Source organism: Colwellia sp. BRX10-4, from assembly GCF_014077465.1.
Lineage (GTDB): Bacteria > Pseudomonadota > Gammaproteobacteria > Enterobacterales > Alteromonadaceae > Colwellia_A.
Genome location: NZ_JACGVZ010000021.1, coordinates 1 through 16,729, shown reverse-complemented (window position 1 = coordinate 16,729; position 16,729 = coordinate 1). Strand labels below are relative to the sequence as shown.

14 protein-coding genes and 3 tRNA genes are annotated in these 16,729 nt (G+C 37.7%); 10 read left to right on the top strand and 7 right to left on the bottom strand.

Going from position 1 to position 16,729, the window contains the following annotated elements; translation table 11 throughout:
* Window positions 1-7 precede the first annotated feature (7 nt).
* The 4 genes from H4J67_RS21290 to H4J67_RS15050 are packed head-to-tail and all read right to left on the bottom strand — an operon-like array spanning window position 8 to window position 2,632.
* Complete coding sequence (locus H4J67_RS21290; RefSeq protein WP_220463245.1) at window positions 8-148, bottom strand: aldehyde dehydrogenase family protein; 141 nt, start codon at window positions 146-148, stop codon at window positions 8-10.
* A 30-nt stretch (window positions 149-178) separates the two neighbouring features.
* On the bottom strand, window positions 179-319 hold the full coding sequence (locus tag H4J67_RS21285) for an aldehyde dehydrogenase family protein (RefSeq protein WP_220471662.1): 141 nt from the start codon (window positions 317-319) through the stop codon (window positions 179-181).
* A 30-nt stretch (window positions 320-349) separates the two neighbouring features.
* Entirely contained in the window at window positions 350-1,807 is a 1,458-nt protein-coding gene (locus H4J67_RS15055; protein WP_182172970.1) for an aldehyde dehydrogenase, read from the bottom strand.
* A gap of 36 nt (window positions 1,808-1,843) precedes the next feature.
* Complete coding sequence (locus H4J67_RS15050) at window positions 1,844-2,632, bottom strand: SDR family oxidoreductase (RefSeq protein WP_182172973.1); 789 nt, start codon at window positions 2,630-2,632, stop codon at window positions 1,844-1,846.
* Between the two features lie 261 nt (window positions 2,633-2,893).
* Here H4J67_RS15050 and H4J67_RS15045 point away from each other — a divergent pair, with 261 nt between their 5' ends.
* Window positions 2,894-3,676, top strand: a complete 783-nt coding sequence (locus H4J67_RS15045) for an alpha/beta fold hydrolase (RefSeq protein WP_182172976.1) — start codon at window positions 2,894-2,896, stop codon at window positions 3,674-3,676.
* Window positions 3,677-3,727: 51 nt separating this feature from the next.
* Here the strand turns inward: H4J67_RS15045 and cysK are convergent, their stop codons facing one another.
* On the bottom strand, window positions 3,728-4,696 hold the full coding sequence (gene cysK, locus H4J67_RS15040; RefSeq protein WP_182172979.1) for a cysteine synthase A: 969 nt from the start codon (window positions 4,694-4,696) through the stop codon (window positions 3,728-3,730).
* Between the two features lie 516 nt (window positions 4,697-5,212).
* On the opposite strand from cysK, the gene H4J67_RS15035 reads away from it, so the two are divergent.
* Complete coding sequence (locus H4J67_RS15035) at window positions 5,213-6,265, top strand: hypothetical protein (protein WP_182172982.1); 1,053 nt, start codon at window positions 5,213-5,215, stop codon at window positions 6,263-6,265.
* A gap of 51 nt (window positions 6,266-6,316) precedes the next feature.
* Window positions 6,317-7,396 carry a hypothetical protein gene (locus tag H4J67_RS15030; protein WP_220471661.1) on the top strand — a complete coding sequence of 360 codons (1,080 nt, stop codon included), beginning with the start codon at window positions 6,317-6,319 and terminating at the stop codon, window positions 7,394-7,396.
* A 190-nt stretch (window positions 7,397-7,586) separates the two neighbouring features.
* Here H4J67_RS15030 and H4J67_RS15025 read toward each other — a convergent pair whose 3' ends face one another.
* Together H4J67_RS15025 and H4J67_RS15020 are read right to left on the bottom strand one after the other, a co-directional pair.
* The gene (locus tag H4J67_RS15025) at window positions 7,587-9,896 is read right to left on the bottom strand and encodes a carbohydrate binding family 9 domain-containing protein (protein WP_182172987.1); all 2,310 of its coding nucleotides are present in this window, start codon (window positions 9,894-9,896) and stop codon (window positions 7,587-7,589) included.
* A 171-nt stretch (window positions 9,897-10,067) separates the two neighbouring features.
* A complete protein-coding gene (locus H4J67_RS15020) occupies window positions 10,068-12,464 on the bottom strand; it encodes a carbohydrate binding family 9 domain-containing protein (RefSeq protein WP_182172990.1) in 2,397 nt (798 codons plus the stop codon).
* A 249-nt stretch (window positions 12,465-12,713) separates the two neighbouring features.
* Between H4J67_RS15020 and H4J67_RS15015 the strand changes: the two genes are divergently transcribed.
* From H4J67_RS15015 to H4J67_RS14985, 7 genes are all read left to right on the top strand, one after another.
* Window positions 12,714-13,448: a DUF599 domain-containing protein gene (locus tag H4J67_RS15015; RefSeq protein WP_182172993.1), complete on the top strand. Its 735-nt coding sequence runs from the start codon at window positions 12,714-12,716 to the stop codon at window positions 13,446-13,448.
* On the top strand, window positions 13,441-13,941 hold the full coding sequence (locus tag H4J67_RS15010) for a DUF2919 family protein (RefSeq protein ID WP_182172996.1): 501 nt from the start codon (window positions 13,441-13,443) through the stop codon (window positions 13,939-13,941). The genes H4J67_RS15015 and H4J67_RS15010 overlap by 8 nt, the downstream gene beginning before the upstream one ends.
* A gap of 10 nt (window positions 13,942-13,951) precedes the next feature.
* The gene (gene dnaQ / locus H4J67_RS15005) at window positions 13,952-14,677 is read left to right on the top strand and encodes a DNA polymerase III subunit epsilon (protein WP_182172999.1); all 726 of its coding nucleotides are present in this window, start codon (window positions 13,952-13,954) and stop codon (window positions 14,675-14,677) included.
* Window positions 14,665-15,993 carry a TIGR03503 family protein gene (locus H4J67_RS15000; protein ID WP_182173002.1) on the top strand — a complete coding sequence of 443 codons (1,329 nt, stop codon included), beginning with the start codon at window positions 14,665-14,667 and terminating at the stop codon, window positions 15,991-15,993. The genes dnaQ and H4J67_RS15000 overlap by 13 nt, the downstream gene beginning before the upstream one ends.
* A gap of 167 nt (window positions 15,994-16,160) precedes the next feature.
* Window positions 16,161-16,237, top strand: a tRNA-Asp gene (locus tag H4J67_RS14995).
* A gap of 52 nt (window positions 16,238-16,289) precedes the next feature.
* A tRNA-Asp gene (locus H4J67_RS14990) sits at window positions 16,290-16,366 on the top strand.
* An 87-nt stretch (window positions 16,367-16,453) separates the two neighbouring features.
* Window positions 16,454-16,530 (top strand) — tRNA-Asp (locus H4J67_RS14985).
* The last annotated feature ends 199 nt before the right edge of the window (window positions 16,531-16,729 follow it).

Genomic DNA, 16,729 nt, shown 5'->3' with positions numbered 1-16,729 from the left:
TTTGAGCCTATGAGTATTTTATGCATACATTTTTGGGTTCAGTAAAAAATCGCATGGCTTCTAAACCACCTTCTCGGCCAACACCTGAATGATTCATACCACAAAAAGACGTTCGTAAATCACGCAGTAACCAACAATTTATCCACACAATTATGGTATTTATTTATTTAGTTTGAGCCTATGAGTATTTTATGCATACATTTTTGGGTTCAGTAAAAAATCGCATGGCTTCTAAACCACCTTCTCGGCCAATACCTGAATGATTCATACCACAAAAAGACGTTCGTAAATCACGCAGTAACCAACAATTTATCCACACAATTATGGTATTTATTTATTTAGTTTGAACCTATGAGTATTTTATGCATACATTTTTGGGTTCAGTAAAAAATCGCATGGCTTCTAAACCACCTTCTCGGCCAATACCTGAATGATTCATACCACCAAAAGGCGTTCGTAAATCACGTAGTAACCAACAATTTATCCACACAATTCCGGTATTTATTTGTTCAGCGAGTTGATGCGCTCTATTAATATTTTGCGTCCAAATAGTCGCCGCTAAGCCATATTGGCTTTCGTTGGCAAGTGCTAGTACTTGTTCGTCAGTATCAAACATTTGTAAGGTAATAACAGGACCAAAGATCTCTTGCTGGTTGCAACTCGCATTATTACTTAAGCCTTCAATGATAGTCGGTTGTAAAAAATAACCTTGTTCACAGCGACCCGGTAATAGCACTTGTTCACCGCCCGCTAAAATAGTACCCCCTTCTTTTTTAGCTAAATCAATATAGCCAAGTACTTTTTCTAAGTGAGCTTTGGAGACAATCGCGCCCATTTTTGTTTCATTAAGTAAAGGGTCTTGTGGCACAAGGGCTTGTGCTTTTGCTACTAATGCGGCTTTGAATTTCTCATATATGCCCCGCTGAATATATAGGCGTGAAGCACATAAACAGATTTGACCTTGATTGGCAAAGCTGGCGCGGAAAACTTCTTCAACGGTACTTTCAAAATGACAGTCATCAAAGATTAAGGCGGGGTTTTTTCCACCTAGTTCTAATGATAACTTTTTAAATTTTGGTGCAAGCTGAGTTGCTATTGCTGCACCCGTTGCGGAGCCACCAGTGAATGAGATCGCTTTAATTTTAGGGTGGTTACATATTGCAGCGCCAACACGTGCACCTGTTCCGTGTAATATATTTAAAACACCTTTAGGCAAACCGACTTTTAGACAAATAGCGCCGAGCATTGCCGCCGTTTTTGGGGTTATTTCAGAGGGTTTAGCAATTACGCAATTACCTGTAGCCAGAGCTGGTGCTATTTTCCAAGTAAATAAATACAGCGGTAAATTCCAAGGGGAAATACAGCCGACAATACCAACAGGTTGGCGCAAGGTGTAATTGATTGCCGTATGAGCAATCGCATGAGATTCACTAGCAAATTGTGAACAGGCATGAGCAAAGAATTTAAAGTTACTTGCCGCACGTGGAATATCTACCATTCGCGCTAAAGAAACCGGTTTACCATTGTCTGTGGCTTCGGCAAGTGCTAAGGATTCAAGTTGATTTTCAATTTCTTGTGCTATGGCAATTAAATAGTCGGCACGTTGTTCTAAATCCAAGGCCCGCCATGCGGGCAGGGCAAGCTCTGCTGCTGCAACAGCTTGTTCAACATCAGCGATATCACTATTGGGTATTTGGCTGTAAACTAGCCCCGTGGCTGGCTCAATATTATCTAAATAATTATTATTGATGGGCGCTTGATATTCGCCATCAATAAAGTTTTCAATAATATTATTCGCATTGAGCATTATTATTCCTCTAGCTATTGTTTATTAAAGTAAACCTTATAAGCACGAGGTTCTGCCACCATCGACGGGTAAGTTAATACCTGTGATATAGCCCGCAGCAGGGGATGCTAAAAAAGCGGCCGCAGCTGCAAATTCTTCGGGTTTAGCAAAACGGCGCATTGGAATAATTGCTTTTTCGTTAAGCGTAGCCTGTTCAATTGAAATGTTTTGTTTCTTGGCTTTCCCCGAAATAATGGCATCCAAACGAGCGGTTGCTGTAGCCCCGGGTAAGACATTATTGACAGTAATACCAAATTCACCCAATTCATTTGCTAAGGTTTTCGCCCAGCTAGCCACTGCACCACGTATGGTATTAGAAACACCTAGGCCATTGAGCGGTTGCTTAACAGACGTAGAAATAACATTGATAATACGGCCATATTGCTTTTCTTTCATACGAGGGATAAGCGCTTGAACCAAGTGATGGTTAGACACTAAATGTAAATTGAAGGCGTTGATAAATTCATCGACACCAGCCTCATTGGCCGCGCCAGGTGCGGGGCCACCAGTATTATTGATTAAAATATCATAACCACCCGACGCGTTAATATGCGCATTGATCACGGTTTTTACTTGTTCTGTATTCGAAAAGTCAGCGATTAATACTTGGTGCTTTTGGTCTTGTGATATATCAAGCTCAGCTTTGACTAATTCTAGGGCTGCTTGATTACGTGAGAATAGTGTGACGTTAGCGCCTAAGTGAGCAAGTTCAATTGCACAGGCTTTACCGATCCCTTGACTTGAACCACAGACCAATGCGCTTTTACCTTGAAGATTTATATCCATGAATACTCTTTATTATTGTATTTTTTCAGACGATTTTCTCAAAACGGCGTTAAGTTAATTTCGTTGAAAATTTGAGTTAATCAATTTCTATCACATTAAATAATTTAATGTCAGCAAAAGTGTGAATTTTTATTTATTTACTTTGTAAACTTTTATAGCCGTATCTTTTGTAATTGCGCAGCAATAGACTGAGTGTTATTTCACTTTGACATTTGTTCGATTAAGCTGATAATGGTGTTTTATCGCTAATAAATAGCTGCAATGACCATAAATAATCTACTAAAAGGTGCCTATATTTCAGGGCAGGGAACACCGGTTGTACTTCTTCATAGTTCGCTAAGTTCAGCCAGACAATGGCAACCCTTAGTCAAACTGCTTGAACCTCACTACTTAGTCATCAATATTGATTTGCTCAGTTATGGTAATGCGGAGAAAGTCTCTGATGAGTTAAATTATAATTTTGATGTTGAAATTAACCGTATTAAAAAAATTATTACTCATGTTGCTCAACATCAGTCTTTCCATTTGGTCGGGCATTCTTGTGGCGGCGCGATTGCCTTAAAGCTAGCCATAGAGAATCCAGAAAAAATATTAAGTCTTTCTTTATATGAGCCAGTTGCGTTTCATTTACTTGAACAAAATAGTGACGCTCGAATGTTAGCGGATAACTTTGCTAACAAAGTTAATATCGATGATAAGTATCAGGCTGCAGAGATATTCACTGATTTTTGGAACCAAGCAGGTTTTTTCAAAGCACTACCACAAAAAGTACAGGATATAATGGCAAGAGATATGCCTAAGGTGAGTTTAGACTTTAAAGGTTTAATATCAGAGAAATATACCTTAATTGATTTAAGTGGTCTTACTTGTAAAGTGTTAATGATGACAGGGGAACACAGTCCTGAACTGAGCCAATCATTAGCCAATCAAATTAAAGCCAGCTTACCCAATATTGAACATCAACATTTTCCAACTGGACATATGGGACCGGTAAGCCATAGTGGCTTAATTCATCCAGCGATTGCTCGCTTTATTGCAGATTGATAAAACAAAAAAAGACGCCTTAGCGTCTTTTTTATTTTGGTGATGTCAATATTATTGTACAAGTTCTTTATCAGTGAACTCATCACTAAATAATGGACTTGATAAGTAACGTTCAGCGGAACTTGCTAAAATAACAACGATATTTTTATCTTTGTTTTCAGGCTTCTCAGCTAAACGTTTAGCGGCAACAACCGCGGCACCTGAAGAAATACCCGCAAGAATACCTTCTTCTTTCATTAGGCGGTGACACATTGCCATTGCTTCATCGTTGGTCACTTTTTCAACAGCATCAATCATGCTTAAGTCTAAGTTGCCAGGAATAAAACCAGCACCAATACCTTGAATTTTATGTGGGCCAGGTGTTAATGCCTCACCCGCCATTTTTTGGCTAATAACCGGTGAGTCAGTAGGCTCAACAGCTACAGACATAATGTTTTTGCCGGCAATATTTTTGATATAACGACTAACACCGGTAATGGTACCGCCTGTTCCAACGCCAGCAACAAAAATATCAATCTTACCATCGGTATCTGCCCAGATCTCTGGACCGGTCGTTTTTTCATGGATCTCAGGATTGGCAGGGTTGTCGAATTGCCCCAATAAAACATACTTGTCTGGATCTGAATTTTTAATTTCTTGCGCTTTAGCTATAGCCCCGTTCATACCTTTAGCGCCATCGGTCAATTCAAGTTTAGCCCCTAAAGCCGCTAATAATTTTCTGCGTTCTAAACTCATGGTGTGTGGCATAGTTAACGTAATGCCATAACCTCGAGCTGCTGCAACAAAGGCAAGGGCTATGCCAGTATTACCACTTGTTGGTTCAACGATTACTTTACCAGGCGTTAATAAGCCTTTCTTCTCTGCATCCCAGATCATGTTTGCGCCAATACGACACTTAATACTCGCACTTGGATTTCTTGATTCTATCTTTGCAAAAACATTACCGGTTGTTACACGGTTAAGTTTTACTAAAGGTGTTTTACCGATAGTGGTTGAGTTATCTTCAAATATTGTAGTCATGGTAGCTCCTTAATAAAGCTTTATTTACTTTAATAGCACAAGGTTAGCGCTTTATAAAAATAAAAGAAGTGATATTTTGTTAACTTATATACAAAAAAAGAATATAGAAATGCCTTTTAAGTTAAATTAGTGTGTCGTTTGCCTTTAATTATCGTTCTTTTTGATAATAACCTACTTTTATTTTTTATTATTATTGCTAATAAAATACTAATGATACCTCGTTTGAGCTGATGAGTAAAAGGTGTTAAGCGCTTGAATTAATTTGTCTCTTTTTAAATGGTATTATTATAAATTTATTGATCTTTACTGAAAGTGTCCTTGTTTTTACTATCAATAAACTGTTAATAACTTATCAATAAACTATCAAAATTATAAATAATTAGCCATTGACTAATAAATAGTCATTGGACTATTATCATTTTAACTGGTCGAACGTCCGATGAGTTGTAGTACCAATAAAAATAAGACGTAAAAATATAATTATAAAATAAAATTTAAAAATAATTTGGGGAAATAATGAATATAATCAAACGTATAACGGTTGTAGCAGGGATATGCCTGACATTCTGCTCAGCAGCTTCGTATAGTAAAGAATATAAGATAGTACTTATCCATGGCTTTCAGCCACAACAACTTATTATTGACGGTGACGTTACGGCGAGTGGTCAAAATTACTGGCAAGGCTATTGGAATAACCTCAGTGATGCCCGTATTGACTGGCCTTCATATGAACGAATTGAAGGTAAAATAGCCACTGACTATGTTTGGCCAAAGTTAAAATCATTTTCTGAAAGTAACTTTTGTACACCGGGTTGCATCTTTGTAACACATTCAACCGGTGATTTAGTGGCACGGTATATTATTGATAACCAAGAAACTTGGTTGGAAAATGCCGGATTAGCACCACTGAATATTGTTGCGACCTTTGACATTGCTGGCGCAGGTGGTGGCAGTGAACTTGCTGATGTGGCGGTAAGTGTTGCTGAGGGTACAGAAACGTGGTCTTTTGTCATTGAGGCAGCATTAGAGGCTTGGCTTGGCGGCGATCTTGGCGATGAAATGGGTGTACTTAATGATTTAAAAGTCAATAACGCTAGACAACTTGCACCATTACCTGATGCGAGGATCCCACGTCTACGCTTTGTTGGTGATGCAAGTGAGTATTTAGGGGTTACTAGCCCATTTATTCAAGGTAATGACGACGGTGTTGTTGGTACGCACTCCTCTTGCGGGGCTAATCGCCAAGCAAGATACGGCAGCTGCAGTACCGGTATCGCGTTAAATGGTAAAATAGCACAGCAAGGTAATGCCGTTAATGGTTTTATGCCATACCATTATCCAATGCTTATGGGTAAAGCTTATAGTCATGGTTCGTTACTTGAGCCACAACAGCAAGGTAAAGTGACGGCAGCAAGTAATCAGAAAAACCTACTGTCAGGAGAAAGCATTTACTTTGACACTTATACTAAAACGACTGGCTGGTGGCTTTGGAAAAGTAATTATCTTTATGTTGAAAATTCGAATGATGACAGTATGTCAACGCTCATTTATGACGCGATTCCGAATTAAATAATATAGTTAAGGCTGTTGGTTTTCTAGGTTAATCAAGGAAAATCAACAGTGTCTTGGCAAAAGAGTAAAGCCGTTATGAAAAAAAAATCATTGTTAAAACAACTCAGTGTTATATCTATTATCGCCGTTGTTGTCTGGCTATTTTGGCCATCAATACCGCAACAATTTACGATTGTTAATGACCCCTTGAAAAAAACAATTCCAATTAAGACAACTAGCTTGCCAGAACAGCCGCCAAGTAATAATAGTTCGCTCGCGGCTACAGTTAATAAAATCACTTCAAACGATTCTGCAGTACTCGTTGCACAAGCGTATGCGGCAGAGTTAACTTATCCACCCTATTCACAACCTTTAACGGATAAAGATTTTGACCGCTTAACCCCTAATTTTTTTAATCCCCAATCTATGTTAGTTGACGACAATGGCACTCAAGTAAGCGCCGCATTATCAAAATATCGATATACCTATCCCGAAATCGTTTTTGCGACACTAACCGGTGAAAATATTACCGGCGCAGAGCTACAACTTGTTGATATCAAAACAGGTAAAGTTTTATTGACCAGTCAATTTGAACAGGGTGAAGAAAACTGGCATTCACACTTTACCGGTAAAAGAGATTTGCCACGAGAATTGCAAGCATCGATTAAGGCGAAAATTAATGGTAAGAATATTAATATTACCCTAGCACTTAAATATGTTGATTCAGTTGCTACCCTAGAAAGTTTTGAACCGGCCTACAATGAAGATGCTGATATGGTATTAAAAGCTAATTTGACGACTAGAGAGCAAGGCCTATATAGAATGCGGGCAAACTTATTTGATGCCAATTACCAACCCATCGCCCACTTAGTTAGCAAAGCAAAACTCAATAAGGGCAATAGTCATCTTTATTTAAAAGCTCACCAGTCAGTATTACAAGGCAGGCAAGCGCCATTTTACTTATCAACTTTCTCAATCGAATTAATGTCACCCGCTCCCGGTAAACCAACCAAGTACGGTGATAGTTCAATTGATGAACATCCTATAAAAGATTTTGCAGTCAACAGTTTAAGCGGTTTACCTTATCAAGCTTCTCAGCAGGAACAACAACGATTGCTACTGTTACAGAACATGGCAGAAGGCAAATAGAAGTTTTGATTGATTGATAATTGATAATTGGTAATTGATAGATGAAACGATGTGTTAATGAATCGTTTTAATAGCGCTAATATACCGCAGATAAACAACAGCCAGAGTTTTTGTTAACGTCGCAGTGTGAAACTAAAGTTTAGTTTGATAACCGTTATCAAACTAAACTTATTTATCGATTAATAAGGCGCTAAGGCATCCAAGCGTAGCTAACTTTAGTAAACAAAGTACGTTCGCCACGCCTTAACGTAGTTAAGTCGTCATCTTGATAGCTATTGTCTGAATACCCTAAGAAAAATACCGTCTGTGGATTAAGCTTATAGCTATAAATTAATTGTGTTGATAAATCACTATTGGTCTTCGAATAAGCTGAGATATTATTATCTGGATTTTTATCTACATCGTAGTAAACAACATTTAATTTAAGATAACTGTTCACATCAAATTGGTAAGAAACTCTTAATTCCACTAAGTTCGCATCGTATACATTACCTTGACTGGTATCGAGAGTTTCATAAGTATAAGAAAAATCAATTTCTAAATGACTGGTTGGGTTAAGGCGGGTGTTCGCATAAATTTCTTGATAATCAGCGAGGCGATTATTTTGGTAATCTATTTTTTGACCAAAAGAATAATAAACTTCACCATAAAGGTATCTTGTTGGTTTGATATACGCAAACATAGTCAAAAGCTTTTCAGTAAAGCGGTCGGTATTACCGTCAATAGAGTCATCAAACTCAATTGTTGCAATGCCTCCATTTAATTGATTTAACTCACTTTTACGTAAGCCTATTTTATCTGCATAGGTAAACATAATATCAAATTGTGAAAGTTTAGGGCCATCAATCGTAAAACTTGATGCCAAACTTTTTTCTAGCAACTCACCATTTTCATTGTGTTTAATTTGCCACTGACCTGACAATTTTGCTTCTTGCCAAAAGCTGTCGCCTTCACTGTAAAAGAAACGGTCAACTAACAATCTCTCATCTTGATAATCAGCTTGGGGCATAAAACCTAAATCAGCGCGGAAATCTTTACCTATTTTTTGGTGTTCAGCACTTACCGACCAATACTCCGAGTTGTGCTCATAACTAAGTTTGACCGCTTGGTCGGCAAAATCAGTCGACTCCTCTATTGAATCGTCACTGTTTGAATGAACAACTTGTGCAAGAATAGCATTCGAGTCATCCATTTTATATTTGGTATTGATACCGGCAACAGTATTTTGATAACTATCGGACTTTCTTAAGGTGCTAATTGCACCTAATGAAAATTCTTCAGAAAAGTCGTAGCGATATTTAAATGCGCCAGAGTGGCTTTCTTCATCTAACGATTCTAAACGTGAGCCAGTATTTCCAGGTACAATAAAATTAGTTTCTGTGTCATGACTAATAAAAGCACCATAGGTATGATTGTCATTAGTTCCGGTTAATTTTGCACCATAATCAGGGTTGGCAATGTTTCTGGTATAAACTAAATTAAAGTTTGAAGAGAAATAATCTGAGTTTTCTACAAAGAAAGGACGAGCTTCGCGATAAAACAAGGAATAGGTTTTATTAACGCTAAGTTGTCCGGCATCAGACTCTACTGTCGAAAAATCTGGGTTTACCGTAACGTTTAATAGCGTGTTGGCATTAATACCCCAGCGTAAGTCAACACCCGCTTCGGTGTCGTTATCGCTTTGCCATTCATCTTGTGGGTCGTAAATGTCACGAGTATCATTTTTACTTGCCACTATTGCTGGCGTGATTGTTAAATTGTTACCGGTTTTTGCATCTTTAAAACCTTTTGCTTCAGGTATTTGGCATAACCAACAATCATTGTCTCGGTCGAGCGGTATATGAGATATACGTAGGCGAGAGTCACGAGGGTAGAGACGAATAAATTCAATTGCCCAGGTTTTTTCTTCATCTGTGTCAGCAAAGTTCAATGCATGGTAGGGCACAGCCATTTCAACTTGATAACCACTCGCGGTTCTTTTGCCAAACGATTGCCACATACCATCCCAAGCTGAATTGACATCACCGGTGAGTTCGTTTTTTATTCTATCGATTTGAGATCCATAAGGATTAACAAAAAGTTCATAACTTAATCGTCGATTGTTGTAAGTGTCGAGTTTTATACCCACCACATCGTCTTCGAGTCGTGTATCTCGGTCACCTAGGTAGGCAATTATTTCTTCTGGGTTGGGATCTTGGGCAATAAAAGAGATATAAATGGTCTCGCCATTTTCAAATATTTTTGCGGTGGTTTTAACCGGGCTAGGCTTATTATTCCAAGGGGAATTAACAATGTTGAGTTCTATGGATAATGCCTGAGACCATTCCTCTTCGTTGATGTTGCCGTCTATAGTGACTTTTGTTTTAGCATAAGGTATCGATAAATGATCGATTTTATTGATTGTTTTTTCTTGGGTATTTTGTTCAGCAAAACTATTCTGTGAAAACAGTAAAAATATACTAGCTACTATGGCTTTGTAGCTACTTCTTAACAACAACATTTTCTCTCCAGGGTTACATATTATTATTTTTATATTGTGACTCTGGATAAATTGTGTCAAAAAAATGCAGTTAAAACAATCATTAATTATTCTAGCTCTTTTATTAGCAGACAATAAAAAAGTCGCCAAATGGAGACTTTACTTAAAAGTTGATAGGATTTTTATTTATTTTTACTTCATCCAAGCATAACTAAACTTCATAAAGAGATTACGTTTATTTTGATTTAAGTCGCTAAAATCTTCTTCGGTGTAGTGTCTATCAGAATAGCCTAAATAGAAAACTGTTTGCGAATTCAACTTGTAGGCGTACAACAATTCAGTTGAGACGTTCTTCCTGCTTTGGGTAATATCTTCGGGATCTGTGTAAATATAATTGTTAATATTTCTGTTGGTATTATTATAAATAAAACTAAAACGTAAAAAACTTAACACATTAAATTGGTACGTTGCTCTAAAATCGGTCAATCTTGCAGTAAAGACATTGTTACTGGTCGCATCGACGTTATGATTAGTGGCATCTAATTGATTAAAGGTATGTTTGATATTTAATTCTAAATGCTTATCAACATTTAAGGTTACCTTTGAACTCCATCGTTTAGTGCGGCCAAGACGGTTGTTTCTATAATCAATGGCATCGCCGTATTTAAAGTTACTGTTAAAGTATAGACCTAGCATTGGATTAACTTCACCGAAGAGTGAAAATTGATTTTCGGTAAACAAGGTGGTGTTACCGTCAATGGCTAAAATACTTTTATCTTTTCTTAAACCGACTAAATCACGGTTTGAATAAGAAAAGCGGAAGTATGAATTCATACTTGAATTTAGTTGAGCGTTGATATCAAATTCTTTTTCAATCAATTCATTATTGTCGTTATGGGTGATATCCCAATCAGAATATATTTTAAATTTCGTCCACCATTCACCTGGTTTCGCATACCACTTTCTATCACCACCAACAGAAAAACGCTTGTAGTCAACATTAGGAATAAAGCCTAAATCACCACGAAAACCAGAATTTTGCTGATCGTATGTTACGCGGTAATACCAGTCTCGGTCATTGTGAGAATAGCTGGTTTTAAATGCGCTACCACTAAACTTATCATCTTTTAAGGTCCGTAAAACCTGCTCATTGTAATCACATTGACTATAGCCACAGTCAATGTTTTCTGGTGGCGCATAGCAATTGTCTGACTCACTTGAGTCGTCGCCATCATCGGCATTACAAAATTGCTCAAATAAGTTATCAGGATATTCTGTAGTTGAATAAAGCGCTTGAAACTTAAAGACATCAGCCGTTGAAAGTCTAATTTGACTGCCGACACTGTGTACTATATTTTGATAATCTTCGGCAGTACGTATGGTACTTACGGTCCCCATAGTGATGTTTTCGTTAAAATTGTAACGATAGCGAAAAGCGCTTGCTTTTGATTCGCCTTCGATGCTCGCTATGGAAGAGCCTCTATTACCGGGGATTAAAATATTGGTACTGTCGTCATCGGTGACAAATAAACCAAAGGAGTGATCATTTTCTCGACCGGTTAATTTAGCACCGTAGTTTGGTGAGTTAATATTTCGGGTATAAATCAGGTTATAATTTGAATCAAAGTAATCAGCATTATCTAGAAAGAAGGGTCTTTTTTCTTGGGTGAAAAGTGTAAAGTTATTATTGATATTTAACTGAGCATTATCTGTTTCAACCGTTGAAAAATCTGGATTAATTGTGGCATTCAACACCCAGTCAGGTGTTATTCCCCAACGAACATCTAAGCTAGCTTCTGTGTTGGTTTCACTCTGCCAATCCTCATTATTTTCTCTTTCTTCATTAACGCCGGTAACGAGTGAAGGCGTAACGGTTAAGTTATCGCCTTGTTTTGCCCCCGTAAAGCCTTCAATCGTGTGAAGTTGGCACAACTCACAGTCGTTATCTCGTTCAAGGCGGACGTTTGAGAAACGAAAAAATTCGTTTCTAGGATAAAAACGCATTAATTCAATGCCCCAATCTTGTAATGATGATTTTTCAGTAAAGTTAAGCATACGAAGGGGTAAAGCCATTTCTACGATATAGCCTTTATCGTTAATTATTCCTGCACTGTCCCAGATGCCATCCCAAGAATCACTTTCACTTTTCGTTATTTCATTTTCGATACCGTCGATTTGAGAGCCTAAAGGGTTGACTAAAAATCGATAAGCCGAACGTTGGTCATTATAAGTGTCAATTTTTATGCCAACGACATCGTCACCCCATGATTGATCTCTATCGCGGTAAAACGCTCTAATTTGGCTTGGGTTGGGATCTTGAGCAATAAAAGCAATATAGAAAGTACCGCCATCTTCCATTAATAGTGCTTCGGTATGAACTTGACTAGGTATATTGTCGTATGGACGAGTAACGTTATTGATTAATATTTTTTTTGCATGGCGCCATTGTTTTTCATCTAATTTAGCATCTATGGTTATTTTACCGGAAATCCTTGGGATTTGGGTTGACTGTTGTGCGCTGGCTTTACAATGAAAAGAAAATAATAAAGTGGAAATAGTCAAAATATGGCTGAATTTGACAGTGAACATTGATGCTCCAAAGGAAAGTGTTTGCACAAAGTTTATCTTCAATACTGACGGTAAACTTAAGTAATAGATTTACCGGCGATGGTGAAGAAAGTTAGAGTTTCTGTCAAAGGAATTACGATAACTTGTATAAGGAATACGATTAATGGTTTTTTCTAACATTTTTTGCCTGACTAATCGTAGAAAATTTAGCTCGAATCTATAAATATTCTCCTGCATAATGGAATGCCTGTTATCTAGTTCTTCATTATTATGCCATTTACTTTACTCGATATTCTTGCCTTTATATGCTTTGTAACTTGTTGGATTGGTTACACCTGGTTTGCTCGTGTTAAGGCAAAAAACACTGATTGTATCGCCAAATGTCTTCATCAACATAGAATTCATTGGATGAATGAGCTAATGACGCGAGATATTCGTGTTGGTGAAGCTGCGCTGTTAGCAAATTTGGAGCGAAATATTGCTTTTTTTGCTTCAACAACTTTACTAGTTTTAGCCGGTGTATTGACTCTATTCGCTCAAGTCGAACGTTTAGAAGCGGTGATAGGTTCAATTCCCTATGCCGATTTTCCAAATCATGTGGCGATACAATTAAAATTAGGTGTACTAGCTTTTATTTTCATTATGTCATTTTTTCAATTTACTTGGTCTATGCGACAGTATGGCTTTTTAAATGTCATGATTGGAGCTGCGCCTTATGATGAATTAGGCGAAAATGAAAACTTGCGTGCCTATGCAAAACAAATGGCAATAGTGCAAGACCAAGCGGCACATTCTTATAATTACGGATTACGTTCTTATTATTTTTCTATTGCGGCAATGTGTTGGTTTTTTCATCCTGCGTTATTTGTTTTTGCCAGTTTACTGGTTGTTTATACTTTATTTTATCGTGAATTTAGATCCCGAGCAGTAAAAGCTATTACTGCCGCACAAGAGCACCTGAGAATAGAGCATACAAAAAAGCGCGGTCATGATATTGATGAGTAAACATAATTACTCTACTTATTCAGTGCAAGATTTTGACAATTTTGATTGTTTGAAAATATCAAAATGGGTCTACCTAGCTTTGATTTTTATTTTACGGGGTTATGTCGTTTGGCTAATGTCAGTAACCAATATGAAAGACCGTGTTGGTATTATTCAATGGATATACCCTGAAACATCATTGTTTTATTTAAGTTTAGGCTCTGGTGCGTTAGGTGTCTTTGTTGTCCTTGTCTTAAGCTTACGCCGGCCAAATGCGAAAGACTGGGTTAAAAAATCATGGCGCCATGGTAAGGGGATTCTCACTTTTGCCTTACTTTTTGATTTGATTATTTGCTTAGTTGGCTTTTTTTATTGGCATTTACTGTCATTAGCATGGTTAACCACCCAAGCTCTTATTGTTGGAGCGCTTATAATCATGTTAAATCTCAGTAAAAAATTTACAATAAATATTACTGAGTTTCCAGAGCCACTTCCTGACCCAAAAAAAAGGTGATGAAATCACAATGAATAACGAACAAGTTGTAAAACAAGATGAACGATTAATTATATTAGATACAGAAACAACGGGTATTAATCCTAGGGAAGGGCACCGAATTGTTGAAGTAGGCTGTGTTGAAATGATCAACCGACAGTTAACTGGCCGTAGTTTTCACGTTTATATCAATCCATTGTTTGAAATGGATCATGAAGTTATCAATATTCACGGATTAACCAATGAGTTCCTTCGTGATAAACCTTTATTTAGTCAAGTTGTTGATGACTTTATCGAATTTATTAAAGGTGCACGCCTTGTTATTCATAACGCTAAATTTGATATCGGTTTTATGGACAATGAATTTGCTTTATTAAAGCGAAATATTCCCAACACTCGTGATATGTGTACGATCATAGATACTTTGCATGTTTCAAAAGATGAATTTGGTTCACCAAAGACTCTTGATTATTTAGCGCGTTTCTATCGTGTCGATAAATTAGTTGATCGCACTTATCATGGTGCGTTAATCGATGCTCAACTTTTAGCGTTTGTTTATGTAGAGATGACGCGTAAGCAATCTGTGTTAAATCTATCAGCAGGTAGCGGATCAGGTGACAGTAATGCTATTCGTCGTTTACCCACTCAACGAACAAAATTAAAGGTTATCCAAGCTTCTGCCGATGAACTTATTAAGCATAGTGAAAGATTAGCGATTGTTGCTGAAAAAGGGAGCGAACCAATATGGCCCAAATAGGTCAGTCAAAACTTTTTATTATCATAGTAGCAGCCACTTTATTGATATCTATACCAAGTTATGGACAACAAACCAAAATTGATTATTACCAATCAGATAATGTTACCAATGCAATTCCTTATTTTGAGAATCGTTTTAAAATAGATGCCTTGCTTGAAGAAATAACTCTGTTATTTTATCGAAGAAGTGGCACGCCACCCATCATACTTGTGCGCCCTGATGGCACAAAAATTAAAATTAATAATTTACCTAAAGATAAAATTACTTGGTTTGATGATCGTACTTTTGATTTAATCACCATTAAAAATCCAATGCCCGGCCCTTGGCAGGCTATTGGTGATATTTTACCGCAAAGCCACATTATGGTTGTCACTGATGTCACTATTAAAGTTGACCCCTTACCTGAGGTTATCCTCTCGGGAGAAACCTTAAAAATTGAAGGTCACCTTTATAACGGAGAACAAGCTATTGATGATCCACTCTTTCGTGACGTTATTAACCTCAATGTAGATTTTTTTAGTACCAACAATTCTGCGTATGATAATTTTGGTGCTGAACCCATTAAAATAGCGCAGTTTCGTGATGATGGCCGTGACTTAGATGAGTATGCCAAGGATGGTGTGTTTACTGGCGAATTTGAACTTGCTTTTGCTCCGGGTGAATGGCTACCTATTTACTCTGTTATTATGCCGATGGCTACTCGAGAGTTACGACAAAAACCCATTATTTTGCAAAAGACACCAATTACCATTTCTGTTGAACCCGTAATGGAAGTCGGGAAGTCTCACAAGGTCATCTTTACTATCGACCCTACTTATGTAGATGTTGATAGTGTTTTGTTTCAAGGGAAAGTTATTTTTCCAGACCGTCAAGAAGTACCATTTTCTATCCTGGAAGAAAAAGGTAATTTACGTACTTACGAACTTGCTTACACCGAGTCAGGTATTCATCGTATAAAAGTGAGTGTTTTTGGCAAAACAATTAACGACCGCGAATTCCGTTTAGTGTTAGAACAATTTACCTTTAATGCAGAAAGTAAAGTGGGCTTAGTGATGCCGACCTTAAATGCTAAGGGTGAAGTGACATCACCCCCTGTAGACAAAGCGGATGTTGTTATTACCGATAAAATTATACTAGCAGAGGAAAAGGCTAAACAATTAGCCATGCAGTTGCAAGAAGCTAAAGTCGAACAAGAAAGGGCAAAAAGTGAAAAAGATCTACAAACTTATATTATTATTGCTGTTGCAAACGTCGGAATAGTCCTTATTGCGTTAGTCTTTTACTTTATATCTCGCCGTAAAAAGAACAAAAAATGATGAGTAGCCAATTAAATAAAGCCATTTTTGAATGTAATTCAGCCGTATTGTACATCAAACGTGCATACAGTTAATTATATTAAAAAAGTGGTTGACTGCTCTGCGTCTTAACCGTATTATCTCCGCCGCATTCAACGACTTGTTGAAGAATGTGTTGATTATAAAGCGGAGTGGTAGTTCAGTTGGTTAGAATACCGGCCTGTCACGCCGGGGGTCGCGGGTTCGAGTCCCGTCCACTCCGCCAATTAATCAAAGGTTAAGCACCTAGTTTTACTAAACGTTTAAAGCAATACAGCGGAGTGGTAGTTCAGTTGGTTAGAATACCGGCCTGTCACGCCGGGGGTCGCGGGTTCGAGTCCCGTCCACTCCGCCAACATTGTTTAAGTAAAGAATAAGGTTTGAATGACCTAACAATAAAAGGCGTGACATCTTTTATTATAACATTCAAAAGCAATACAGCGGAGTGGTAGTTCAGTTGGTTAGAATACCGGCCTGTCACGCCGGGGGTCGCGGGTTCGAGTCCCGTCCACTCCGCCAACATTGTTTTAATTAAGAATAAGGTTTGAATGGCCTAACTATAAAAGGCGTGACATCTTTTATAATAACATTCAAAAGTAAAATTACGGGTTTAAGTACCGTCTACTTATGTAGTAAAACTTGAAGAGAGCAATACAGCGGAGTGGTAGTTCAGTTGGTTAGAATACCGGCCTGTCACGCCGGGGGTCGCGGGTTCGAG